This is a genomic window from Turicimonas muris, from assembly GCF_002221595.1.
Lineage (GTDB): Bacteria > Pseudomonadota > Gammaproteobacteria > Burkholderiales > Burkholderiaceae_F > Turicimonas > Turicimonas muris.
The window spans coordinates 21,960-46,250 of the sequence record NZ_NHMP01000006.1; the positions used below are offsets into that span (position 1 = coordinate 21,960).

The window sequence follows — 24,291 nt, forward strand, 5'->3', positions numbered from 1 at the left end:
GTTCTTTTCTATAGTTCCTTCTAGAATTTTTTGGAGATTTGTCAATGAAATTCGATGAAAAAAATTGGCCGGTAGGACACGCATTTACTACTAAGTTAGGAGACGGCAGCGCAAAAATTGCAGTATTCGCCGATCCTAACTGTGGTTGGTGCAAACGCCTTGTGCAGGAAACGTTGAGCAAGATGGAAAATCTGACCGTGTACTGGTTCTTTTATCCTGTGCTTGGTGAAGACTCAGTTGTAAAGTCTGCCGTTATCCTCTCCTCCAAGACTCCGAATAAAGCTTGGTATGAATGGTGCATGGATGAAAAGGCACCGACAGGAATGTTCAAGGCTTCTCAAATGAAAGTCTTGGAAGACAACTCCCGTTTGGCTGAAAAACTCAAAATAGAAACGGTACCTGCAATCTTTTTAGAAGACGGTGCAGGTCCGTTCGGTTTTATGACAGCAATGGAGCTCGGTGAAAAAATCCAGCATTCCTAACGAATATCTTCGGGAACTGCTCCCTTGGGGAGCAGTATCCATGCAGAGACATCGCTCTTTTGTTTTCCTGCATTCTTTCCAGCTTCATCTCCAAATCCCCAGAAAAAATCAAATCTTAAAGGTCCTTTGATGGCTCCACCTGTGTCCTGTGCGACAACAGGTCGGGTGAAATCTAAAGAAGGGTTGTCTTGAGAAGCATGAACAATCAGAGGTGTTCCCATGGGCACGAACTTTCTATCGACTGCCACAGAAGCCTTCGGAGTTAGAGGAAGGCCTTGGGCGCCAATTGGACCTTCCGATGGATCAGTCACCACTCTCTCTTTGAAAAAGACAAAACTAGGATTTTGATCGAGAAGCTCATTTACACGAGTGGGATTTTCAACCGCCCATTTCTGAATATTCTGCATGGATAGCTCGTGTCTTTTCAGATAACCTTTTTGAACGAGCCAAGAGCCGACGGCCTTATACGGATGGCCGTTTTGGTCATCGTATCCGACGCGAATAGTTTCTCCAGCGCTAGTTTCCAATCTGCCGGAGCCTTGAATCTGTAAGAAGAAAACGGCAACCGGATCATCACTCCAGCCGATTGCATACTTATCCAAGTCTCTGCGCTGAACAATGTGGCTTCGGTCATCGTATGGAATTAGTTTCCTTCCCTGGAGTTTGCCCCGAAGGCGCATTCCTTTCAAAGAAGGATATAAGCTGGCGAGGTCAACGATAATTAAGTCATCGGGCGTAGAAAGAATCGGGATTTTGTGCCTGGAAGTTTTTTCTTTACTGATCTTCAAAAGTGGCTCGTAATAACCGGTCATGAGGCCGGATTCATCTTCGCTGTATACGGTTCCCGTTTGCTTTCCGAGTTGAATTTTTGTGATTTTCCACGGAGTAAATTGAGAACGAAAGAAATCTTCTGCCTCGCTGTCAGGCGTAGAGACGGCTTTAGCACAAACTTCTTTCCATATCGCTTTTTTGCCGATGCTTCTGCAGGATACTCGAAAAGCTTTCAGACCGGCTTGCCAATCTTCCTGGGAAATCTGATTAATGGAAGAGTAATCGTCAATTGTCGTTCTGGTTTCTATAGACGTCGGTTCATCAATTTCTTTTTCCGGTTTAGTTTTATCAGTAGTTGAGCAGCCTGCGAGCAAAAGTGCTGCAGAAACGACGGAGAAAAAAGAAAATCGGAATACTAATTTGTGCATTTTGTTACCTCAAAGCAAGCCTACATTGTAGAGGTTGTAGGTAATAGGATAGGTGCTTACGGGAGATTCAATCGTTAAAATAAGCACAAAGGAGATGCCTGATGAAAGATAATCGCTTTAAGATTGCTCCGTCCATCCTGTCTGCCGATTTCGCCCGCTTAGGGGCTGAAGTAGAAGATGTCATAAAGGCCGGAGCAGACTGGATTCATTTTGATGTGATGGACAATCACTATGTTCCTAACTTAACTTTCGGCCCTATGGTTTGTAAAGCCATCCGTCCATGGACTAAAGCTCCCATCGATGTACATTTGATGGTAGAACCAGTTGATAGTTTGATAGAACCTTTTGCCAAAGCTGGTGCTGACTATATTACTTTTCATCCTGAAGCCAGCAGGCATGTAGATCGTACTTTGTCACTAATCAGAGAAAACGGCTGCAAAGCAGGTTTAGTGTTAAATCCTGCTACATCACTGGATTGGCTGACCTATGAGATGGACAAAATTGATATGGTTCTGCTCATGAGCGTCAACCCGGGATTCGGCGGTCAGTCTTTTATTCCCGAGACTCTTCATAAGCTCCAAGAGTGCAGATGGATTCTTGATCAATATGAAAAAAAGACAGGCAAAAAGATTCTTTTAGAAGTTGACGGCGGCGTCAAGATTGACAATATTGCGGAAATTGCAGCTGCAGGCGCAGAAGTATTTGTCGCAGGAAGCGCTGTTTTTTCCGGAAAGAATTACGAAGGCTATAAAAAGATAATTAACAATTTTAGAAAAGAGTTGGACGGTGTCTAAGAACAAGGAAAATTTTAAAAAAGTCAAAGCTGTTTTATTTGACTTAGACGGAACTCTGGTCCATACCCTTCCGGGGCTGACTCAATTAGTCAACGCAGTTAGAAGAGACTTTGATAAGCCAGCGCTGCCTGAGGAGAGAGTGGGCCTTTATATCGGAAAAGGAATGGTCAATTTAATACACCGTTCAATGACTGATTCAATGAACGGCAGATTGGATGATCATATCTTCTCTTTAGCAGTGTCTAGTCTCCGGAAGCATGTTGAAAAAGGAGATTATGACAAAGGTACTTTGTTTCCCGGAACAAAAGAGGCTCTCGAACTCCTGAAGAACGCAGGACTGAAGTTGGCAATTGTTACCAACAAACCATACGATATGAGTATAGAGACTTTGAATAGCTGCGGCATCGAGGATTTTTTTGACGTAGTGGTAGGAGGAGATTCGGCGCCGAGACCAAAACCGGCTAAAGATCCTGTTGAAATGGCTATTAATCTTCTGAATGTTTCCAAAAACGAAGCTCTGATGATCGGAGATTCAGGAAATGACTCCGGAGCTGCCAAAGCAGCAGATGTTCCATCTATCTTAGTACGGACAGGTTGGAGTGAGGGAGTTCCTTTGGAGACGATTGCAGAAAGAGATGATGCAATCATTTTGGCTGATATTCCTGAAGTAGCAAAAGAAATTCTTGATTCCCGTAAAGCTTAAAAGCAATGAATTTTTCGGACGTAAACCGGTTGAAGCCCGGATGGGGGAACCTAGTCGAAGATTTTTTTGATTCTTCCCAAGGACAGGGATTAATTTCATATGTGAACAAGCGGAAAGACGAAATCGGGGAGGATAACGTTTATCCTCCGGATCCTCTTCGTGCTTTAACTTTAATGTCTCTTGATGAAGTCAGAGTTGTCATCCTTGGACAGGATCCCTACCACGGTCCAAATCAGGCGAATGGTCTGGCTTTTTCTGTAGGAGAAGGAATAAAACTTCCTCCGAGTTTGAGAAATATCTTTAAAGAAATCATCAATGAATATTCCGGAGAAATGCCTTCGAACGGTGATTTAACTTATTTAGCTAAGCAAGGTGTTCTTTTGTTGAACGCGTCTTTGACAGTAGAAAAGGGACAGCCATCCAGCCATTCTCGTATCGGATGGGAAATCCTCACGGATAATCTTATCCGCGCGGTGGCTAAAAGACAGCGTCCGTGTGTTTATCTGTTATGGGGAAGCTTTGCACAACAAAAGCGTCCGATTATTGAGGAGATTTCTAAGCCCTCTTCTTATCTGATTTTACAAAGCAACCATCCTTCCCCGCTGTCTGCACGAAGGGGCCCAGTTCCTTTTATCGGCTGCGGGCACTTTAAAGCAGCTAATAATTGGCTTGAAGAAAAGGGAGAAAAACCTATCTCGTGGCTTCCTCAAGAAAATTCAAAGCAAAAAACAGAAGAAAAACAGTTAAATTTGCTTTGACAAAAGGAAAAGCAAGAAATTTACAAATTTTTACATCAGATTTAACTGATTGAAATTAAATATAAAATCTATATTTTACGCCGAATTTATAGAAAAAATTTCTTCAAGGGGTTTGACAAGCTCAAAAAAGGTATTTATAGTTCGCACCTCGTTGTTGATGACGAACACGAAATCAGCGACGCAAGTTCTTTAAAAATTTATCGACGAACCGATAAGAGCGGGCACTTAAGTTTAAGAGTGAAAGCAAAGAGATTAAATTTAAGAAGCTCGCTTTGTGAGGCAAACGGAGTAGGAAATACTCCGTCAAAACCGAAACGAAGAGTAAGAGCGACAACAGAGATTAAACAAAAGAGTTTGATCCTGGCTCAGATTGAACGCTGGCGGAACGCTTTACACATGCAAGTCGAACGGTAACGAGGAGGAAAGCTTGCTTTCCTCCGTCGACGAGTGGCGAACGGGTGAGTAAGACATCGGAACGTATCCGCTCGTGGGGGACAACTTCCCGAAAGGGGAGCTAATACCGCATGAGATCCGAGGATGAAAGAGGGGGACCCGCGAGGGCCTCTCGCGAGCGGAGCGGCCGATGACTGATTAGCTAGTTGGTAAGGTAAAGGCTTACCAAGGCGACGATCAGTAGCTGGTCTGAGAGGACGACCAGCCACACTGGGACTGAGACACGGCCCAGACTCCTACGGGAGGCAGCAGTGGGGAATTTTGGACAATGGGCGCAAGCCTGATCCAGCTATTCCGCGTGTGGGATGACGGCCTTCGGGTTGTAAACCACTTTTGTAGAGAACGAAAAGTCTATTGATAATACCGATAGATGATGACGGTACTCTAAGAATAAGCACCGGCTAACTACGTGCCAGCAGCCGCGGTAATACGTAGGGTGCGAGCGTTAATCGGAATTACTGGGCGTAAAGGGTGTGCAGGCGGTTTTGCAAGATGGATGTGAAAGCCCCGGGCTTAACCTGGGAAAGCCATACATGACTGCAAGACTAGAGTGCGTCAGAGGGGGGTGGAATTCCAAGTGTAGCAGTGAAATGCGTAGATATTTGGAAGAACACCGATGGCGAAGGCAGCCCCCTGGGACGCAACTGACGCTCATACACGAAAGCGTGGGGAGCAAACAGGATTAGATACCCTGGTAGTCCACGCCCTAAACGATGTCAACTAGTTGTTGGGAGGTAAAACTTTCAGTAACGCAGCTAACGCGAGAAGTTGACCGCCTGGGAAGTACGGTCGCAAGACTAAAACTCAAAGGAATTGACGGGGACCCGCACAAGCGGTGGATGATGTGGATTAATTCGATGCAACGCGAAAAACCTTACCTACCCTTGACATGGCAGACAACTCCTTGTAATGAGGAGAGCTCGCAAGAGGATCTGCACACAGGTGCTGCATGGCTGTCGTCAGCTCGTGTCGTGAGATGTTGGGTTAAGTCCCGCAACGAGCGCAACCCTTGTCACTAGTTGCTACGAAAGGGCACTCTAGTGAGACTGCCGGTGACAAACCGGAGGAAGGTGGGGATGACGTCAAGTCCTCATGGCCCTTATGGGTAGGGCTTCACACGTCATACAATGGTCGGAACAGAGGGCAGCGAAGCCGAGAGGCGGAGCAAATCCCAGAAAACCGATCGTAGTCCGGATTGCAGTCTGCAACTCGACTGCATGAAGTCGGAATCGCTAGTAATCGCGGATCAGCATGCCGCGGTGAATACGTTCCCGGGTCTTGTACACACCGCCCGTCAAACAATGGGAGTGGTGTTTACCAGAAGTCGTTAGCCTAACCGCAAGGAGGGCGGCGACCACGGTGAGCACCGTGACTAATGTTAAGTCGTAACAAGGTAGCCGTACCGGAAGGTGCGGCTGGATCACCTCCTTTCAAGAGTTTTTGCTTGAAGATTTGAGTGTCCGCTCTTATCGGCAGTCGATAGATTGAAGAAGAGAATAGGCCAAAGGCTAAGGGTCTTTAGCTCAGCTGGTTAGAGCACCGTCTTGATAAGGCGGGGGTCGATGGTTCAAGTCCATCAAGACCCACCAAAGTCTTTCATGGGGGTATAGCTCAGCTGGGAGAGCACCTGCTTTGCAAGCAGGGGGTCAACGGTTCGATCCCGTTTACCTCCACCAGATTGCTGAAATAAGTGCTTGATGAGTATTTATTTCAGGTAATTTAGAGCCTGAAAATTTGTTCTTTAAAAAACCGGAAATTTGAATCAATTGAAAACGTTTATGGAAACGTAAACGGGAAAAGATTGGCGAGTCATAACAAAGCAAAACTTTGTGAGAAACTTGAAAGCGAAGACATAAACAGCGTAATGGGAACAGCGTTTAGCGGTTGCTTGTAACGCTGCCGGGCAATAGGCGGCAGGGTTATAGGATCAAGCGACTAAGTGCATGTGGTGGATGCCTTGGCGATCACAGGCGAAGAAAGACGTGGCAGCCTGCGAAAAGCTGCGGGGAGCTGGCAAACGAGCATAGATCCGCAGATATCTGAATGGGGGAACCCAGCCCGATAAGGGTTATCGCATGATGAATCCATAGTCATGCGAGGCGAACGAGGAGAACTGAAACATCTAAGTATCCTCAGGAAAAGAAATCAACCGAGATTCCGGCAGTAGCGGCGAGCGAACCCGGAGGAGCCTAGTTTTTGATAGTTTGGATAATAGAAGAATGAGATGGAAAGCTCAGCCAGAGAAGGTGATAGCCCTGTATTTAAAATTGTCCGAATGGTACTAAGGAAACGAGAAGTAAGGCGGGACACGAGGAATCCTGTCTGAAGAAGGGGGGACCATCCTCCAAGGCTAAATACTAGTGATCGACCGATAGTGAACCAGTACCGTGAGGGAAAGGCGAAAAGAACCCCGGGAGGGGAGTGAAATAGAACCTGAAACCGCATGCATACAAACAGTAGGAGCCTTTTTTTGAGGTGACTGCGTACCTTTTGCATAATGGGTCAGCGACTTACATTCTGTGGCGAGGTTAACCGAATAGGGAAGCCGAAGCGAAAGCGAGTTCGAATAGAGCGAAAAGTCGCAGGGTGTAGACCCGAAACCAGATGAGCTATCCATGGCCAGGTTGAAGGTGTGGTAACACACACTGGAGGACCGAACCGACTAGTGTTGCAAAATTAGCGGATGAGCTGTGGATAGGGGTGAAAGGCCAAACAAATCTGGAGATAGCTGGTTCTCCCCGAAAACTATTGAGGTAGTGCCTCGTGTGAAGGCTCCAGGGGGTAGAGCACTGTTTTGGCTAGGGGGACATGTAGTCTTACCAAACCAAGGCAAACTCCGAATACCTGGAAGCTATACACGGGAGACAGAGCACCGGGTGCTAACGTCCGGACTCAAAAGGGAAACAACCCAGACCGCCGGCTAAGGTCCCCAATAGCAGCTAAGTGGAAAACGAAGTGGAAAGGCCGTGACAACCAGGAAGTTGGCTTAGAAGCAGCCATCCTTCAAAGAAAGCGTAATAGCTCACTGGTCGAGTCTTTCTGCGCGGAAGATGTAACGGGGCTAAGCTGCTAACCGAAGCCGCGGATGCATGGAAAAATCCATGCGTGGTAGGGGAGCGTTCTGTAAGTCTGAGAAGGCGGATTGAGAAGTCTGCTGGAGATATCAGAAGTGCGAATGCTGACATGAGTAACGTTAAAGAGGGTGAAAAGCCCTCTCGCCGCAAGCCCAAGGTTTCCTGCTCTACGTTCATCGGAGCAGGGTGAGTCGGCCCCTAAGGTCAGGCCGAAAGGCGTAGCCGATGGGAACCGGGTTAATATTCCCGGACCGCTGTCAGATGCGAAGGGGTGACGGAGAGGCTAAGGTCATCCGAGTGTTGGACTACTCGGTACTTAGACGAGGACGGTTGGCAGGCAAATCCGCCAACGGATCGTCCGGATCGGAAGTGGTGCTCCCACGGGAGCGAAGTGATTGGAAACTCTTCCAGGAAAAACCTCTAAGCTACAGTCTGAGAGGACCGTACCGCAAACCGACACTGGTGGGCGAGCTGAATATGCTCAGGCGCTTGAGAGAACTCGGGAGAAGGAACTCGGCAAATTGACACCGTAACTTCGGAAGAAGGTGTGCCGCAGTAGCGTGAGAGGAGAGACACCTTGAGCGTGAGACGGTCTCAGAGAATAGGTGGCTGCGACTGTTTATTAAAAACACAGCACTCTGCAAAGTCGAAAGACGACGTATAGGGTGTGATGCCTGCCCGGTGCTGGAAGATTAATTGATGGGCTGAGAGGCCTTGATCGAAGTCCCAGTAAACGGCGGCCGTAACTATAACGGTCCTAAGGTAGCGAAATTCCTTGTCGGGTAAGTTCCGACCTGCACGAATGGCATAACGATGGCCACACTGTCTCCTCCCGAGACTCAGTGAAGTTGAAGTGTTTGTGATGATGCAATCTACCCGCGGCTAGACGGAAAGACCCCATGAACCTTTACTGCAGCTTTGCATTGAACTGTGAACCGATTTGTGTAGGATAGGTGGGAGACAGAGAAAGAGGAGCGCCAGCTCCTCTGGAGTCAACCTTGAAATACCACCCTGATTTGTTTGCGGTTCTAACCAAGACAGGACCACACTGTTTGGGACCGTGCATGGTAGGCAGTTTGACTGGGGCGGTCTCCTCCTAAAGGGTAACGGAGGAGTACGAAGGTACGCTAGGTACGGTCGGAAATCGTGCTGATAGTGCAATGGCAAAAGCGTGCTTGACTGCGAGAGCTACAACTCGAGCAGATGCGAAAGCAGGTCATAGTGATCCGGTGGCACTGAATGGAAGGGCCATCGCTCAACGGATAAAAGGTACTCTGGGGATAACAGGCTGATACCGCCCAAGAGTTCATATCGACGGCGGTGTTTGGCACCTCGATGTCGGCTCATCTCATCCTGGGGCTGAAGTCGGTCCCAAGGGTATGGCTGTTCGCCATTTAAAGAGGTACGTGAGCTGGGTTTAAAACGTCGTGAGACAGTTTGGTCCCTATCTGCCGTGGGCGTTGGAAGATTGACGGGGGCTGCTCCTAGTACGAGAGGACCGGAGTGGACGCACCTCTGGTGTACCGGTTGTCACGCCAGTGGCATAGCCGGGTAGCTAAGTGCGGAAGAGATAACCGCTGAAAGCATCTAAGCGGGAAACTTGCCTGAAGATGAGTCTTCCCGGAGGTAAAACCTCCCAAAAGAGTCGTTCGAGACCAGGACGTCGATAGGTCAGGTGTGTAAGTGCTGCAAGGCATTGAGCTAACTGATACTAATTGCTCGTGAGGCTTGATCCTATAACCGTGAAGCTTAAAGCCCGCGTTGGTTGTAGCAAGTAAAGTTAAACAAAGCAGAGCTTAAGAGCTCGTCAAGATTGATAAGAATTTCCGAGCATCGAAAGATGCAGAACAAGTTAAAGCCCGGAGGCCATAGCAGGGTGGAACCACTCCTTCCCATCCCGAACAGGACAGTGAAACGCCTCCACGCCGATGATAGTGAGTTGTATTTCTTGCGAAAGTAGGTAGCCTCCGGGCTCAATTATTTAAAACAGACCCCTCGAAGTCATTGCGGCTCCGAGGGTTTTGTCTTTTGGGAAACCGATATAGACTCGCTTGAAAATAATATTATGTTTCTGTTGAAATATAGTGTTTCAGTGTTATAAAAATGATCGTTCTAAAACCAATAAAAATATCGGAGTACCCATGCTTAAAGTTAAGTTAGCATCTGTTTGTTTAGTCGCTGCTGCGGCAACTTTCTCTGCGGCAGCATTTGCTGAAACTTTTAAATGGGCAAGCCAGGGCGATATTCTTACCTTTGATCCTCATGCACAGAATGAAGGACTTAACAGCGCTGCTAACTCTTATGTATACGAAACCCTTGTCAATTTAGGCAAAAATTCTGAAATAATTCCTTGCTTAGCAGAGAGCTGGTCAAAAGAGCCGGGCGGCTTCCTTTTCAAGATTAGACCCAACGTTAAGTTCCATGATGGTCAGACATTGTCTCCTGAAGACGTTGTTTTTTCTATTAAGCGTGCCCTTCATCCTCTTTCTCAGTTCCGTACGTATACTGCCGGGATTCTTGACGCAGAAGTACGCTCTGACGGACAAGTGTTTATTAAAACCTCTACTCAGAGTCCTGTTATTCTTAACCAACTCACCCACTTGCGTATTCTTAATAAAAAGTGGGCAGAAGAACATAACGTTGTAAATCCTCAAAATTACGTCGAAAAAGAAGAGTCTTACGCAGCCCGTAACGTTAATGGTACTGGCCCATTCAAACTCAAGAGTCGAGAAGTAGATGTCAAGACAGTATTTGTAGAGAATCCTGATTGGTGGAACAAAGCCAATAAGGTCGGCAACGTAACTGAGGCCATTTACACTCCTATTAAATCAGCTGCCACTCGTACCGCAGCTTTGCCCCGTCTTTTATGCCTACGAATTAAAAAAGGGCCTGTGAGGCCCCGTCAGCTCTAGTTTCTCTTTTTCTTAATTTTCTAAACTTATTGTAGTAGAAGAGAATAAATCTTTGACAGAAGTGTAGAGTCGCATTTTCTTCCTCAAAGCGCTTGGGTCTTCGTAAGTATTTGGAGGCGTCAAGCCAACTAGATTCATAATGTTTCGTACTGTAGAGTCAAAGCCAGCGGTGCCGTAAAACTCAATCCCGGAGGTTGGATTAATCAATGATATCGTGGCTCGGTTCAGTCCTCTGATAATTCCATCGGTCGTGGCCGGAGTATTATTTGCCCGAAGTTTATATTCCAAATAACGATGGACGCATAAAGCTAAAAAGCAGATTAGGAAGTGTCCGCGCACATGATCCGGCAGCCGTAAATATACTGGTCTTGCCTCAAAAGTACTTTTTAAATGGCGGAAACTATCTTCAATTCTCCATAAGTTTTTATAGATTCTTACCACTTCTGAAGCAGGTGAACTCAATGATGTTTCGATAACATGAATTCCATCAAATTGCTCCTGTGCTGCAATTAGTGATTCATTTATTCTTGCAGTCTCCAAATCCATATCTAAGAGAATAAAACTTCTTCCTCCTCTTTTGAATGAGGTCTTGATCTTAGAAGGTTTTCCAACTAGCTCCTGAGCTTTCTTGATTAACCTTTCTCGGTCTTTTCTGTCTTTTCTGGCTCTGGCCTCGGTCCAGGTAACGATGAGTCTGCGTTTTAATTGGCTTTTTACGTATTTCCCAGATTTCGTTTTTGTATGGTTTAAGTTTTTCTCAAGTTGCTTTTCTTTCTCTTTGTCACCGTCTTCAAAGACGTATTCCGGCGACTCGTAGCTGATAGGACCGTTCAATTGAATTTCTTTGTACCAGCCGAAGTCTAAGATTTCCCCGTCTTCGGAGACTTTCTGTATTGGAACTCTGCCTTCCTCAGAGAGAACTTCTCTTTGTATATCGCTGCTTGCGCCTCTTATCTTGGAGGCTAGAACGTAGTTATCTCCGAGTTTTATCAGAGCGTCGATATTAGCTTGGCTGTTCAGACCTCTATCGGCAACTACCGTGAAGCTTTTAACATTAAATTTCTTCTTTAGTTCACTAACAAAGGGCACCATAGTAGCCCCCTCAGCCTGATTGCCTCTGTAGAGACCATAGTCGAGGGGCAAGCCTTGTTTGTCCGTAGCTAATCCCATAACTACTTGGACTTCATTAAATTTCTTGTCCTTGGAATAGCCAAAATCTCTTAGCGCATCTTGATCGGTACTCTCAAAGGCATATGTAGTTATGTCATAAAGACAAATCGAAGTATCCCTGTCGGGAACCAGCTTGCTGATTTGACGATTCCAGTATCGGATGATGTCGCTTTTATTCGCACAGAGTACATCCAGAGCTTTGTAAATTTGAGTTAGATTATCAAACTCCATGCCAAGATAACGCTCGGGTCCTTCGATTGAGGAACGTCTCTTGGAGGACGGGGCAAGAATTCTGAGCAAAATTAGTTCCTTGGCAATTTCTGCTAAGTCATACTTGAAAGAGCCTTTCGTTGCAATGTAATCGAACTTAGCATCCAATTTAAGTTCATCATAGAGGCGGCGCAAGATAAGATAGCCGGCACTACGAGTACAAAAAACGGCACTAGGATCCAAAGTTTGTCGTTGAAGAAGCTCGGATAAATCTTTAGAAAGTAACTCAAGAGAAGTGGGAGTGGAAAGCAGTTTCCTACCCTCACAGTTGAGGTTCATCCGGTCAACCTCTTCTTGGATCTTTTGTAGTGCCGCAGGGTCTTTAGCTAAGAGGTCTTTTTTCTTTCCAAAGCGTTTAATGATTTCTCGAACGGGATGTTTGACACCTGGCTTTCGAATAGAACACTCGATATAAACACTAGAACTGTCTTTGTTAGAACTAAACCCCAACCTATAACGCATAGGACCCCCAAGATTTATCATTAAGCTAATTATACTACAGTTAATACATATTATTAGAAAATAAATTTAGGCAAAAATAAAGAACCCATCGGGGTTCAAAACGGATCAGACTAAATAAAAAGTATTAAAGACAGGAAAAATGATCGTTCTAAAACCAATAAAAATATCGGAGTACCCATGCTTAAAGTTAAGTTAGCATCTGTTTGTTTAGTCGCTGCTGCGGCAACTTTCTCTGCGGCAGCATTTGCTGAAACTTTTAAATGGGCAAGCCAGGGCGATATTCTTACCTTTGATCCTCATGCACAGAATGAAGGACTTAACAGCGCTGCTAACTCTTATGTATACGAAACCCTTGTCAATTTAGGCAAAAATTCTGAAATAATTCCTTGCTTAGCAGAGAGCTGGTCAAAAGAGCCGGGCGGCTTCCTTTTCAAGATTAGACCCAACGTTAAGTTCCATGATGGTCAGACATTGTCTCCTGAAGACGTTGTTTTTTCTATTAAGCGTGCCCTTCATCCTCTTTCTCAGTTCCGTACGTATACTGCCGGGATTCTTGACGCAGAAGTACGCTCTGACGGACAAGTGTTTATTAAAACCTCTACTCAGAGTCCTGTTATTCTTAACCAACTCACCCACTTGCGTATTCTTAATAAAAAGTGGGCAGAAGAACATAACGTTGTAAATCCTCAAAATTACGTCGAAAAAGAAGAGTCTTACGCAGCCCGTAACGTTAATGGTACTGGCCCATTCAAACTCAAGAGTCGAGAAGTAGATGTCAAGACAGTATTTGTGGAGAATCCTGATTGGTGGAACAAAGCCAATAAGGTCGGCAACGTAACTGAGGCCATTTACACTCCTATTAAATCAGCTGCCACTCGTACCGCAGCTTTGCTCTCCGGCCAGGTTGACTTTGTTTTAGATTTGGCACCTCAAGATGCTCAGAGATTAAAACGCAATGACAAAGTTAAGTTAGTAGAAGGGCCTGAACTCAGAGTCTTGATGATTTCCCTTGATCAATACAGAGATAAGTCCCCTTATGTTCGAGTAGACGGTAAAGCGACTGACAAGAACCCCTTCAAAGATGAAAGAGTAAGAAAAGCACTATACCAGGCAATCGACATTCAGACTTTGAAGAGAACGGTCATGCGCGGTTCGGCAATTCCAACCGGCTCCATTATTCCTCCTAACGTCGCAGGTTGGGCTCCTGAACAGGATGTTCGTCATCCTTATGACGTTGTTGCTGCCAAAAAGCTTTTAGCTGAGGCCGGATATCCTGATGGTTTTGAATTTACTTTAGATACTCCGAATAACCGCTGGGTCAATGACGAGGCTATTGCTAAAGCTCTAGCAGGTATGTGGGCAAAAATCGGAGTTAAAGTGAATGTTAACGCCATGCCAAGAGCTAATTATTTCCCTAAAGTTCTGGGCTTTGATTCTTCAGCAGGAATGGTGGGCTGGGGCTGCAGTACTCAGGACGCATTGTTCAGCATACAGTCTTTAGTCTCTACATTTGATACAAAGAAAGGCAATGGCCTTTCTAACATCGGCAGAGTTTCTGACCCTGAAATTGATGTCCTCGTCGAGAAAATTAAAGTTGAGTCGGATCCTAAAGTTCGCAATGCTGATATTGCGAAGGCCTTGAAGATTATTAGTGATAAGGTTTATGAACTACCTTTGCATACACAGCTTATTACTTGGGGTATGGGGAAAAACATTGATGCGGAAATTCGCTCTGATAACAGACTTGAAATTGATAAAGTAAAAGTTAATAAATAATCTGAAAGATCTTTTTGATGTTTGTATTCGTTGTAAAACGAATGTTTCAGGCGATTTTCGTGATGTTGATCGTCACGCTTATTGCATTTCTTCTATTTCAGTTCGTTGGCGATCCCGTCATGCAAATGCTCGGACAGGAAGCCACCGAAGCTGATCGAGAAGCTTTGAGACATTCTCTAGGTTTAGATAAGTCTATTTGGGAACAATACGCAGCTTTCGTAGGAAAAGCCGCGCAAGGTGATTTCGGAGTTTCTTTAAGACAAGGTGCTCCGGTATCAGAATTGCTGAAGGCGAAAATGCCTGCCACTATTGAGCTAGCGTTTTTCTCTGCGTTTGTAGCGACGTTGGTAGGAATACCTTTAGGTGTTTTCGTTGCTTTGAAGAGAAACTCTCTTATAGCAAAGTGGCTGATGGGGCTTTCTTTGATCGGCATTTCTTTGCCGACTTTCCTCATTGGTATTCTTCTGATTTTGGTTTTTTCCGTCTGGTTAGGATGGCTGCCGTCCTATGGAAGAGGAGATACAATAGCTCTTGGTTGGTGGACTTCCGGCCTCTTTACCAAAGATGGCCTTCTTCATATTATCTTGCCGGCGATCACGTTAGCTGTTTTTCAGATTGCATTGTTGATGAGATTGGTCAGAGGCGAGATGCTCGAAGTGCTGAGGACGGACTACATTAAATTTGCCCGGGCCAGAGGAATCTCGCAGCGTTCTATTTATTTCCGCCATGCTTTGAAGAATACGCTTCTTCCCGTTATCACGATTACTGGATTGCAATTGGGAGGAATTATTGCTTTCTCTATTGTGACGGAGACAGTGTTTCAGTGGCCGGGAATGGGGCTGCTTTTTATTCAAGCAGTCCAATTTGCAGATATTCCCGTAATGGCAGCCTACCTATGTCTCATTTCTTTTATTTTTGTTGTGGTGAACCTTATTGTGGATCTGCTCTATGTAGCCGTGGACCCACGTCTCAAGATTGACGGTAAATCACAAGCGTAAGGATTAAGATGTTTGTTTCTCAAGAACCCGTAGTAGATCTGAAAAAAGCTTCGATCCCTCTAATCGAATCATGGAAAGATGAATTTAGAGAGATAAGACAGGATTTTCACCGGAATCCTGAAATTGGTTTGGACACTCCAAGAACTTCTGGAAAGATCGCAGGTTTTCTTCGTTCCTACGGTGTGGATGAAGTACATGAAAATATCGGAGGCTGCGGTGTCGTTGGCGTAGTGTACGGCTCTTCCAAAGAGGGTCCGTCATTAGGAGTGCGTGCAGATATTGACGCTCTTCCGATGAAAGAAATGAGCGACCATGATCATGTTTCCTGCTTAGGAAACAGAATGCACGGATGCGGTCATGATGGCCATGGAACGACTCTCTTAGCCGTTGCCAAATATTTTGCTCAGACCAGAAACTTTGCCGGCAAAGCGGTTTTGATTTTCCAGCCAGGAGAAGAAGGATGGTCGGGTGCAAAAGTCATGATGGATGACGGCCTTTTTGAAAGATTTCCGGTGCAAGAAATTTATGCCTATCACACAGCATCTGCTCTTCGGCCGGGAGAATTGGCTTTGAATTACGGAGCAATGCAGGCAGCTGCCGATGCATTTACTCTTACCATTACCGGAAAAGGCGGCCATGGGTCTCGTCCGGAAAACTGCAACGATCCGATTGTGGCTGCAGCTTACATTATTACCGCTCTTCAGACTTTAGTTTCCAGAAACGTAAGTCCTTTGGATTCTGCAGTAGTTTCATGCGGCTCTATTCATTCGGGAGATCCTTTGGCACAAAGTGTTATTCCTAATTCTTGCCAGATTGTCGGAACTACTAGGACCTTTAAGCCGGAAACCAGAGACTTGATTGAAAAACGTTTAAAAGAAGTTGCTGAGAGTACGGCAGCTGCTTTTGGCTGCACAGCTGTCCTTGACTACGACAGAAAGTACCCTCCGCTTATTAATAGTGAGGAACAGGCAAAGCCAATAGCCGACGTCGGAGCGGAACTGGTAGGGGAAGAAAATGTGAAAAGAAATTACCCGAGAGCAACCGGCGGCGAAGATTTCGCCTTTATGGCAGGAGCGGTTCCCGGTGCCTATATTCGAGTAGGACAGGGCGGGGCTCCGGCGCACAACGGGTACTTCGATTTCAACGATGAAATTATTCCGCTGGCCGCTAGCTTGTTAGTAAAAACATTAGAAAAAAGATTTAAAGACTTAGCAGGATAAGAATGCCTAATACTCAGACAGACAGCCTTTTAACCGGACTTAAATTGAAATTCCTTAGATTTTGGGATTCCGATTTATGCTGGCGATTCAGACATGCTCCTGTCATCATCCTGAGTTTTGTTATCGCGGCAGGAATGATTCTGTCAGCCGTATTTGCAAGTTGGATTGCACCCTACAATCCGTTCGATTTGGCGTCATTTGATCTGGCAAATGCTTTCCTTCCTCCTGCTTGGGAGGAGGGCGGCTCCCGAGAGTTCCTTTTGGGAACGGATGATCAGGGAAGGGATATGCTTTCAGCAATCCTTTACGGATTGAGAGTATCTCTTGAAATCGGTCTTTCCTCCGTGTTTATTTCGGTCGTCCTGGGCATCTCCTTGGGCCTTCTTTCAGGCTACGTCGGAGGAGTGACTGATGCAATAATCATGCGTTTCTGTGACGTTATGCTCAGCTTCCCGGCAATTCTTCTAGCTTTATTGATTGACGGAGTGATTCGAGTAGTTTTGCCAGAAGGAACTCATGACGAGGCATCTTATGCCGTACTAATTTTTGCTATTTCTTTGTCGGGCTGGGTTAAGTATGCCAGAACTGTCAGAGGTTCGACTCTGGCGGAAAAAAAGAGAGAATATGTGCAGGCTGCGCAAGTTTTTGGTGTGAGTTCTTTGAGAATCATGTTTACTCATATCCTTCCTAACGTTTTAGGCCCGATTCTCGTATTGGTGACGGTCCAGATTGCTACCGCAATTATTACTGAGGCTACCTTGTCCTTCCTGGGGGTTGGAGTACCTCCTACAACGCCGTCTTTAGGAACGCTCATCCGCATCGGTAATGAGTTCTTATTCTCCGGCGAATGGTGGATCACCATCTTCCCGGGTTTAACTCTGATCGTGTTTGTTTTAACGATTAATCTTCTCGGCGATTGGCTGAGAGATGCTTTAAATCCAAAGCTTCAAGGACAGTCATGACAGAAAAGAATCCATTGGTGGAAGTGAAAAATCTCAGAGTTGAGATTCCCACAAGAAAAGAACTTCTTATTGCTCTGGATAATGTGAATCTGGAGATATATCCCGGAGAAATTCTCGGCGTAGTCGGTGAATCCGGAGCGGGAAAATCCATGACCGGCAATGCCATTATTGGTTTGTTAGATCATCCGGCTCATGTCAGCGCGGGAGAAATATGGCTCGACGGTAAACGAGTGGACAACGTGTCCGAAAAACAGCGCTCAGAGATGAGAGGAAAAATAGTCGGTGCAATTTTCCAAGATCCGTTAACAAGTTTGAACCCGCTGTTTACCGTAGGAGAGCAGCTCGTTGAAACTATCGTTACGCATAGAAGTCTTTCAGAAAAAGAAGCTCGCGAGGAAGCAATAGAGCTTTTAAAGAAGATGGGGATTCCGGCGGCGGAAAAAAGAATCGACGACTATCCTCATCAATTCTCAGGGGGCATGAGACAACGTGTTGTCATTGCCCTGGCTTTGGCCGGAGAACCTAAGCTAGTGATTGCAGATGAGCCGACAACGGCACTGGATGTTTCAATTCAAGCGCAGATTATTGATTTGCTGAAAACTCTCTGCAAAGAAAAAGGCACTGCAGTGATGCTTGTTTCTCATGATTTAGGAGTCATTGCAGAAGCATCAGATAGAGTAGCTATTATGTACGCGGGAAGATTAGTTGAGATTGGAGAAACCAAAGCAATCATTCATTCTCCTTTACACCCGTATACTTCCGGTTTGATGGGTGCAATTCCAAAAATCGGAGAAGATACCGAGTTTTTAACTCAGATCCCGGGACATATGCCGTGGCTTAATGAAGTTCCCAAAGGCTGTGCATTCCATCCGCGTTGCCCTTTGGCAGATGAAAAGTGTATCGGTGAGAGACCCCAGATGGAATCCGTAAATAATGTGATGGTTGCTTGCTGGAAGTCTCGCAGCGAAGAAATTGCAAAATACAGAACTCAGCCTTACTTCATCAGAAAGGAACTAGCCGATGCAGGCAGAAGCTAAGACCCAACAGAGCGTTCTAGTTAAAGTCCAGAACATCGGAAAGTATTTTGATGTCTCCGCTCCTTTACTAAACAGGCTCATTGAAAGAAAACCAAAAACTATTCTGAAGGCGGTTGACGGAGTGTCCTTCGAAATCCGAAGAGGAGAGACTTTATCCTTGGTAGGTGAAAGTGGATGCGGTAAATCCACGACAGCGAGAATGCTGGTCGGTTTGCACAAACCAACTTTCGGCCGTGTAGAAATTAATGGTTTGGATATGGCGACCGTAAAAGGAAAGGATGCCAAGGAACTGCATAACAAGATTCAGATGATCTTCCAAGATCCATATGCGAGCTTAAATCCCCGTTGGAGTGTCGGAAGAATTATTGCTGAACCTATCATCGCGCAGAAAGTCCTTACTGATAAAAAAGAAATTCAAGATCGTATTGATTCCGTCCTTTGGCTAGTGAATATGTCGCCGGAAGACAAGTCCAGATATCCGCACCAGTTCTCCGGAGGGCAAAGACAAAGAATTTCGATTGCCCGTTCAATCGCCATTCACCCTGAGTTCATTGTTTGTGACGAACCTACTTCTGCTCTGGACGTTTCCGTGCAAGCTCAAGTGTTGAACTTGATGCAGAATCTTCAGAAGGAAATCGGTCTGACCTATCTATTTATCTCTCACAATCTTTCAGTGGTGCATCACATCAGCGACCGTGTCGGGGTGATGTATTTAGGGCGTTTGGTAGAACTGGCCGATAAAAAGATTTTGTTTAACTATCCTCTGCATCCGTATACCCAACTTTTATTGGATGCGATTCCGGATATTAGAAGCGTCGGCAAGCCTAGAAAGAAAATCCAAGGAGAGGTGCCCAATCCTCTTGAGCCGCCTGCAGGATGCACATTCCATCCGAGATGTTCTTATGCGAAAGACATCTGCAGAAAGGTCAAGCCTGAGATGAGAAAGGTAGAAAATATGGGCTCGATTGTTGAAGTTGCTTGTCATGCGGTCGGCAACTGGCGCAAATGAGTAATGCTTTGTGAATTTAATGAGATTCACTTCAAGCTTAAACTACTCAAGAAGGAACTCACGAGGTAAACTAACAGTTTGTTTGCATCAGGGCTAACTGCTCTTTGTTGAGTCGAACCATAAACGATGATTTACCGCCGTGCTTTAATATCAGAATTACAAAATACTGCTGGAGGGGCGTTTACCGTTCTCTTCTCCATTGTGGTAACTATCGGGCTCGTACAAATTCTGAATCAGACCGCCGGGGGAAGATACGACAGCAACTCTATTTTAGAGATTGTTGCTTATTCCTCTTTGGTGAATTTGCCTCCCTTAATCACATTGGCCTTGTTTCTAGCCGTTTTTATGACGCTGAACCGCTCTTGGCGCGACAGCGAAATGTTTGTATGGTTTTCTGCCGGCGGCTGTAGTTTGGCAACTTGGATCCGACCTGTTTTAAGGTTTTCTATTCCTATTGTGATTCTGGTAGGCCTGTGCTCTTTAGTTATTTCTCCGTGGTCCAGAGCAGAACTTGCTGCTTATAAAGAAAGATTTGCGCAAAGAGACGATGTTACAAGACTTTCTTCCGGCCAGTTTATTGAAGCTAAGAGCGGCAAACAGATTTTCTTTTTAGAGGCCGTTGACCAAGATAATAAAACCGTAGAAAGAGTATTTATGGCTGAGCCCAGCCAAAGCGGTGCACAGACTGTTGTCTCTTCTAAGAAAGGAAGAATTGAGGAGCATCCTAACGGAGACCGTTATGTTGTGCTCAACGACGGAAAACGTTATGAAGTACCTGCAAACGGACAAGATGCTCAGATAACGGATTTCGGAACCTACGAACTCAGGCTGGATACATCTCCAAGTAATGTGAAAGCGAATTTGAAGGTTGACTCCATGCAGCTCCCTGCTTTATTGGCTTTGGTTCCTACGAACAAACAAGCTGCGGCAGAATTATTCTGGAGAATTAACTGGCCAATCGTTGCAGTTATTCTGGCTCTTTTAGGAATTCCTCTTTCTTATACAAATCCGAGAGCTTTGAAATATTACGGCCAGACAGCCGCCGTTTTGTTCTTTATTCTTTATTTGAACTGTTTATCTATCTTCAAGACTTGGATTATCAAGGGCGTTTTTGATATTTGGTCGGCAACGATTGTGATGAATCTGCCATTTATCGTGCTGGCTATCTTCTTGTTCTACCGATTAATGACAATGAATACGCGCCACATTGATACGATTGTCGTCAATTGGGTCTTAGCTCCTTTCAGAAAATTGAAGAGCAATAAGAAGGAGTAGGCATGAAAGTTTTGGGGAAATTAATTTTTAGCCAGGTGATTAAGAGCAGTTTATTTGTGCTCTTAGCATTGGTTGCTCTTTTTGCATTCTTTGATTTAATCGGTCAGTCAAGCAAGATCGGAACGACTTACACCATTGGTCAGGCCTTTATGCTTACAGCCTTAGTGCTGCCGATGCGTTGTTATCAGGTTCTTCCTATTGCCGTTATGCTGGGAGCGATCTTTACGCTTTCAAGATTGGCTGCTACCAGCCAGTTTACGGTGATGAGAGTCTCGGGCGTTAGTCCATGGAAGTTTGCTTCCATGCTGATGGTTCCGGGCTTAGTTATGGTTTTATTTGCCTACGTACTCGGGGAGTATGTGGCTCCTCCCGCGCACCGCTACTCGAAGGTTGCCAAACTTGACATCACAGGAGACTCTTTCAGCGGTAAGGATTTGGATTCCGGTATTTGGGTCCGCGACGTGGTTAGAGACGGAGACGGCAAACCGACCAGCATCCGCTTTGTGAATGTTTCCAGTCTTCGTCCTAATGAAGCCGCCTACGACTGGAAGATTTACGTCTTTAACCCAGAAGGCGACATGACTTCTATCGTGACAGCCAAAGAAGGGAGCTATTCCGAAAGCGAAGGTTGGGTTTTGACGGATGCAAAAGAAGAAAAACTGCCGATTATTCCGAAGCAATCCAGAGAAGTCACAGACGAGAAGGTGGAAGTTATTCATACACCTAGACTTGTTTGGGGCAAACATCTGGATGGGAATATTTTCGGATTGCTGATGGTCAAACCGGAGTACATGTCTCTGCAGGAACTCTACCACTATGTTGAGTATTTGAAGAGCAATGGCCAGACCTATAAGATTTTTGATACAGCATTTTGGTCGAAGATGTTCTACCCCTTGGCCATTCTCGTGATGTTAGTCCTAGCGATGCCGTTTGCTTATCAAAGCGCACGAGCCGGCGGTATGGCCATCAAGATTTTCTGCGGCATCATGATAGGCATTCTGTACTACGCCTTAAACAATATTTTTGCCTTCATGAGCGTATTGCAAAGCGTGCCGTCTTTTATTTCCGCGCTCATGCCGTCGCTGATGATGTTGATACTTGCCTCCATTGCGATGTGGTGGGTTGAACGAAGGTCTTGACCTTCTTTCCACATTAATGCATTTTTGAGAACGCTGAGAGAGGATTTAGTTCCGGTAAAGCTCCACATTTTTGGGACACTTATGCTCACTATTAAGCAAGAAAATTTTGTGTTGCCGAACTAAAATCAGAACTAACTCAAAACTCTAGGAGAAATTGCTCATGACAACCAAAGGGAATTGCTGCTGCGGATGCGAAGATTCAATCGTAGATAGCCCGGTTCTTACGCCCGTTATCGGCTCTAAGCGTGTCGAACCTGGAAAGTACAGAGGTTCAGCAGCAAAGGTTTATTTCACACGCAAAATTGATGCTGAGCACTTAATCAAGCTTTATAACCTTGTCAACAATGAGATCTACGGCAAGGTGGCCATTAAACTTCACACCGGTGAACGACATGGTCCTAATATCATTCCCAGAGAAATGGTTCAAGCGCTTCAATCTACCATTCCGGAAAGCAGTATTGTGGAGACCAATACGCTTTACGAGGGTGATCGCGTCACTACTGGGAAGCATCGTGAGACACTGAAGATTAATGGGTGGACATTTTGTCCGGTGGATATCATGGATGAGGACGGCGACGCAAATCTTCCGGTTAAAGACGGCTTCCATTTGAAAGAAGTCGCCATGGGTAAAAACATCCTCAACTACGATTCGATGCTTGTGTTAACACACTTTAAAGGGCACGCGATGGGCGGCTTCGGCGGCTCCATGAAGAACATTGCCATTGGCTGTGCTTCCGGCAAAGTGGGAAAACGCCAGGTTCACGATGTGATGGGGGAATTGCCGGCTGACTGGAATGACTGGCCCGCTAAAGAACGTTTGATGGAACTGATGGCTGATTCAGCTAAAGCGACAATCGACCACTTCGGCAAACGCATTACCTACATCAATGTTATGCGCAATATGTCGGTAGACTGTGACTGCGCGGGAACGGCAGCTGCTAAACCTACAATCGCAGATATCGGCATTCTTGCTTCTACCGATATCCTTGCTATTGATCAGGCTTGCGTTGACTTGGTTTTCTCGCATACCTCCGATAACCATGATCTCGTTGAGAGAATGCAAACCAGACACGGTTTAAGACAGCTCACCGCAATGGCGGAAAAGAAAATGGGCAATCCGCAATATGAACTGATTGAAATTCTCTAATCAGTGAATCGTGGTTCTTCGTGAGCCGTAAGTAAGAAAGCTCGAAACTTCCGAGCTTTCTTGATCTCCGTCTCTAGGAACAACTAAGATTTTGACTCTTTACTTTTGTTCTGCTAGAAGTTCGAGGACTTTTCTTCCAAGCTCAATTCGCGGCTTAACGGATGTCATATCGGACCATTCTTTTTCCGGATGATGAAGGTCTCCGCCGACTACACCCATGGCACATGCTACTGCGGCTCCTGCACCTGAGAATCGATTGCCGTCAGAAGCCCCACCTACATCCATCCATTTCGGGGCAGGCTGACCCAACTCTTTGGCGGCTGTATCAATAACTTCGATGACCTTTTGAGATTTTTCCGTGTGAGCCAGGGCGGAACTTTTTGCCACATATTTAAGTTCAGATGTTACGTCAGGAGCGAATCCTCGTTTACAAAGATTCTCGATATCTTCAAGAACGGCATCTCGAGTTTGATCATTGAAGAATCGGAAATCAAAGACTACGGTTGCGTCTTCTGCAATTGTGTTCGGAGTAGTGCCACCTTTGACTACATCGGCATTCAACGTGACGTCTTTGTACTTAGATGCAATGGCTTTAATTTCCGGAATAGCTATGGCCATAGCTTCAACAGCATTTCTACCGTCTTGCGGATTATTGCCGGCGTGAGCCGGTCTTCCGTGGAAGTTGACGGTGAGGAACATTGAACCTTTTCTTGAGCGGACGAAGCCATTGCCGGGGCGTCCCGGTTCATAGACGAGAGCTACGTCAGTTTTCTTCGCTTGTTCGTCCATGAAGGCACGTGAGGCCGGAGATCCGGACTCTTCACCGGGATTCACAATAACTGCAATCTTGAGTTTTTCTTGGGCTTTTTTCGGAATCTTCTTGCAAATCCACCAGACAGCATTCAATGAGCTTTTATCGTCGGCCACGCCAGCACCGTGAGCAATGTTATCTTTAATCGTTAAAGGATATTTGGAGGCGTTTCCAACTGCCTGGACCGTGTCCGAATGAACGGATAAAACAACGTCATAGTGTGTTTGATCGGGCGTGTTTGTTGCGACGAGAGCCCTCCCACGGCCTTCACAGTCTCGTTTGGTGACCGTCCAGCCAATTGATTTGAAGCGTTTTTCAAGAATATCTGCTATCTGGTTTGCACCTTCTATATGGCCAGACTTGGAATCAATATCCATCAATTCTTTAAGTTCTTTGAGGTATTGAGTCATGTCGAAATCACCGGCGTAACCAGAGTTTGCAAAGACAGGAAGTGTTGGGACGGCAGCTAGAACACAGCCGGAAAGGAATTGTCGACGGCTTGTCATGAAGTTCTCCTTGGAAGGAAGATTGAGGATTGAACTCGATTATTATGGAAGATAAATTTTTAAGAATACGAAAAAAGGCTATAGGAATACACAAACCTCCTAGGTTTATCACCTAGGAGGCCGGGTGTTCGGAT

17 protein-coding genes, 2 tRNA genes and 3 rRNA genes are annotated in these 24,291 nt (G+C 45.6%); 19 read left to right on the forward strand and 3 right to left on the reverse strand.

Features of this window, described 5'->3' with window-relative positions; translation table 11 throughout:
- Positions 1-44 precede the first annotated feature (44 nt).
- Positions 45-482 carry a DsbC family protein gene (locus ADH67_RS09550; protein ID WP_089275746.1) on the forward strand — a complete coding sequence of 146 codons (438 nt, stop codon included), beginning with the start codon at positions 45-47 and terminating at the stop codon, positions 480-482.
- On the opposite strand, the gene mltA is transcribed toward ADH67_RS09550, so the two are convergent.
- Positions 479-1,681 (reverse strand): murein transglycosylase A, encoded by a 1,203-nt coding sequence (gene mltA, locus ADH67_RS09555; RefSeq protein ID WP_066594014.1) that lies wholly within the window; start codon positions 1,679-1,681, stop codon positions 479-481. The two genes, ADH67_RS09550 and mltA, sit on opposite strands and share 4 nt — an antisense overlap.
- A gap of 101 nt (positions 1,682-1,782) precedes the next feature.
- Between mltA and rpe the strand changes: the two genes are divergently transcribed.
- The 9 genes from rpe (at position 1,783) to ADH67_RS09600 (ending at position 10,375) form a co-directional block, all read left to right on the forward strand.
- Positions 1,783-2,475, forward strand: a complete 693-nt coding sequence (gene rpe, locus ADH67_RS09560) for a ribulose-phosphate 3-epimerase (RefSeq protein ID WP_066594012.1) — start codon at positions 1,783-1,785, stop codon at positions 2,473-2,475.
- On the forward strand, positions 2,468-3,178 hold the full coding sequence (locus ADH67_RS09565; protein WP_066594011.1) for an HAD-IA family hydrolase: 711 nt from the start codon (positions 2,468-2,470) through the stop codon (positions 3,176-3,178). The genes rpe and ADH67_RS09565 overlap by 8 nt, the downstream gene beginning before the upstream one ends.
- A 5-nt stretch (positions 3,179-3,183) precedes the next feature.
- On the forward strand, positions 3,184-3,936 hold the full coding sequence (locus ADH67_RS09570; protein ID WP_066594009.1) for a uracil-DNA glycosylase: 753 nt from the start codon (positions 3,184-3,186) through the stop codon (positions 3,934-3,936).
- A gap of 342 nt (positions 3,937-4,278) precedes the next feature.
- Positions 4,279-5,820, forward strand: a 16S ribosomal RNA gene (locus ADH67_RS09575).
- Between the two features lie 81 nt (positions 5,821-5,901).
- A tRNA-Ile gene (locus ADH67_RS09580) sits at positions 5,902-5,978 on the forward strand.
- An 11-nt stretch (positions 5,979-5,989) separates the two neighbouring features.
- Positions 5,990-6,065 (forward strand) — tRNA-Ala (locus tag ADH67_RS09585).
- 249 nt (positions 6,066-6,314) lie between these two features.
- Positions 6,315-9,199, forward strand: a 23S ribosomal RNA gene (locus ADH67_RS09590).
- 122 nt (positions 9,200-9,321) lie between these two features.
- Positions 9,322-9,436: ribosomal RNA gene (gene rrf, locus ADH67_RS09595) — 5S ribosomal RNA — on the forward strand.
- Together the 16S, 23S and 5S rRNA genes with 2 tRNA genes alongside form the textbook arrangement of a ribosomal RNA operon.
- Before the next feature lie 168 nt (positions 9,437-9,604).
- Complete coding sequence (locus ADH67_RS09600; RefSeq protein WP_084081517.1) at positions 9,605-10,375, forward strand: ABC transporter substrate-binding protein; 771 nt, start codon at positions 9,605-9,607, stop codon at positions 10,373-10,375.
- Positions 10,376-10,387: 12 nt separating this feature from the next.
- Here ADH67_RS09600 and ADH67_RS09605 read toward each other — a convergent pair whose 3' ends face one another.
- On the reverse strand, positions 10,388-12,277 hold the full coding sequence (locus tag ADH67_RS09605) for an IS1634 family transposase (protein ID WP_158212637.1): 1,890 nt from the start codon (positions 12,275-12,277) through the stop codon (positions 10,388-10,390).
- Positions 12,278-12,454: 177 nt separating this feature from the next.
- Between ADH67_RS09605 and ADH67_RS09610 the strand changes: the two genes are divergently transcribed.
- The 9 genes from ADH67_RS09610 (at position 12,455) to ADH67_RS09650 (ending at position 22,840) form a co-directional block, all read left to right on the forward strand.
- A complete protein-coding gene (locus ADH67_RS09610) occupies positions 12,455-14,053 on the forward strand; it encodes an ABC transporter substrate-binding protein (protein ID WP_066594007.1) in 1,599 nt (532 codons plus the stop codon).
- A 17-nt stretch (positions 14,054-14,070) separates the two neighbouring features.
- Positions 14,071-15,051 (forward strand): ABC transporter permease, encoded by a 981-nt coding sequence (locus ADH67_RS09615; protein WP_066594006.1) that lies wholly within the window; start codon positions 14,071-14,073, stop codon positions 15,049-15,051.
- A gap of 8 nt (positions 15,052-15,059) precedes the next feature.
- On the forward strand, positions 15,060-16,271 hold the full coding sequence (locus ADH67_RS09620; protein ID WP_066594005.1) for an amidohydrolase: 1,212 nt from the start codon (positions 15,060-15,062) through the stop codon (positions 16,269-16,271).
- A gap of 2 nt (positions 16,272-16,273) precedes the next feature.
- Positions 16,274-17,233 carry an ABC transporter permease gene (locus ADH67_RS09625; protein WP_066594003.1) on the forward strand — a complete coding sequence of 320 codons (960 nt, stop codon included), beginning with the start codon at positions 16,274-16,276 and terminating at the stop codon, positions 17,231-17,233.
- Positions 17,230-18,270: an ABC transporter ATP-binding protein gene (locus ADH67_RS09630; RefSeq protein ID WP_066594001.1), complete on the forward strand. Its 1,041-nt coding sequence runs from the start codon at positions 17,230-17,232 to the stop codon at positions 18,268-18,270. Before ADH67_RS09625 ends, ADH67_RS09630 begins: the two co-directional genes overlap by 4 nt.
- A complete protein-coding gene (locus tag ADH67_RS09635) occupies positions 18,254-19,279 on the forward strand; it encodes an ABC transporter ATP-binding protein (protein ID WP_066593999.1) in 1,026 nt (341 codons plus the stop codon). The genes ADH67_RS09630 and ADH67_RS09635 overlap by 17 nt, the downstream gene beginning before the upstream one ends.
- A 126-nt stretch (positions 19,280-19,405) precedes the next feature.
- Positions 19,406-20,554 (forward strand): LPS export ABC transporter permease LptF, encoded by a 1,149-nt coding sequence (gene lptF / locus ADH67_RS09640; RefSeq protein WP_066593997.1) that lies wholly within the window; start codon positions 19,406-19,408, stop codon positions 20,552-20,554.
- A gap of 2 nt (positions 20,555-20,556) precedes the next feature.
- Entirely contained in the window at positions 20,557-21,693 is a 1,137-nt protein-coding gene (gene lptG, locus ADH67_RS09645) for an LPS export ABC transporter permease LptG (RefSeq protein WP_066593995.1), read from the forward strand.
- A gap of 160 nt (positions 21,694-21,853) precedes the next feature.
- Positions 21,854-22,840 (forward strand): DUF362 domain-containing protein, encoded by a 987-nt coding sequence (locus tag ADH67_RS09650; protein WP_084081516.1) that lies wholly within the window; start codon positions 21,854-21,856, stop codon positions 22,838-22,840.
- 99 nt (positions 22,841-22,939) lie between these two features.
- Here ADH67_RS09650 and ADH67_RS09655 read toward each other — a convergent pair whose 3' ends face one another.
- The gene (locus ADH67_RS09655; protein WP_066593993.1) at positions 22,940-24,157 is read right to left on the reverse strand and encodes a M20/M25/M40 family metallo-hydrolase; all 1,218 of its coding nucleotides are present in this window, start codon (positions 24,155-24,157) and stop codon (positions 22,940-22,942) included.
- Positions 24,158-24,291 lie beyond the last annotated feature (134 nt).

Excerpts from the sequence above, each read along its gene's own strand:
- ADH67_RS09550 (WP_089275746.1), top strand. The coding sequence starts at position 45 with ATGAAATTCGATGAAAAAAATTGGCCGGTAGGACACGCATTTACTACT.
- mltA (WP_066594014.1), bottom strand. The coding sequence starts at position 1,681 with ATGCACAAATTAGTATTCCGATTTTCTTTTTTCTCCGTCGTTTCTGCA.
- rpe (WP_066594012.1), top strand. The coding sequence starts at position 1,783 with ATGAAAGATAATCGCTTTAAGATTGCTCCGTCCATCCTGTCTGCCGAT.
- ADH67_RS09570 (WP_066594009.1), top strand. The coding sequence starts at position 3,184 with ATGAATTTTTCGGACGTAAACCGGTTGAAGCCCGGATGGGGGAACCTA.
- ADH67_RS09600 (WP_084081517.1), top strand. The coding sequence starts at position 9,605 with ATGCTTAAAGTTAAGTTAGCATCTGTTTGTTTAGTCGCTGCTGCGGCA.
- ADH67_RS09605 (WP_158212637.1), bottom strand. The coding sequence starts at position 12,277 with ATGCGTTATAGGTTGGGGTTTAGTTCTAACAAAGACAGTTCTAGTGTT.
- ADH67_RS09610 (WP_066594007.1), top strand. The coding sequence starts at position 12,455 with ATGCTTAAAGTTAAGTTAGCATCTGTTTGTTTAGTCGCTGCTGCGGCA.
- ADH67_RS09615 (WP_066594006.1), top strand. The coding sequence starts at position 14,071 with ATGTTTGTATTCGTTGTAAAACGAATGTTTCAGGCGATTTTCGTGATG.
- ADH67_RS09620 (WP_066594005.1), top strand. The coding sequence starts at position 15,060 with ATGTTTGTTTCTCAAGAACCCGTAGTAGATCTGAAAAAAGCTTCGATC.
- ADH67_RS09625 (WP_066594003.1), top strand. The coding sequence starts at position 16,274 with ATGCCTAATACTCAGACAGACAGCCTTTTAACCGGACTTAAATTGAAA.
- ADH67_RS09630 (WP_066594001.1), top strand. The coding sequence starts at position 17,230 with ATGACAGAAAAGAATCCATTGGTGGAAGTGAAAAATCTCAGAGTTGAG.
- ADH67_RS09635 (WP_066593999.1), top strand. The coding sequence starts at position 18,254 with ATGCAGGCAGAAGCTAAGACCCAACAGAGCGTTCTAGTTAAAGTCCAG.
- lptF (WP_066593997.1), top strand. The coding sequence starts at position 19,406 with ATGATTTACCGCCGTGCTTTAATATCAGAATTACAAAATACTGCTGGA.
- lptG (WP_066593995.1), top strand. The coding sequence starts at position 20,557 with ATGAAAGTTTTGGGGAAATTAATTTTTAGCCAGGTGATTAAGAGCAGT.
- ADH67_RS09650 (WP_084081516.1), top strand. The coding sequence starts at position 21,854 with ATGACAACCAAAGGGAATTGCTGCTGCGGATGCGAAGATTCAATCGTA.
- ADH67_RS09655 (WP_066593993.1), bottom strand. The coding sequence starts at position 24,157 with ATGACAAGCCGTCGACAATTCCTTTCCGGCTGTGTTCTAGCTGCCGTC.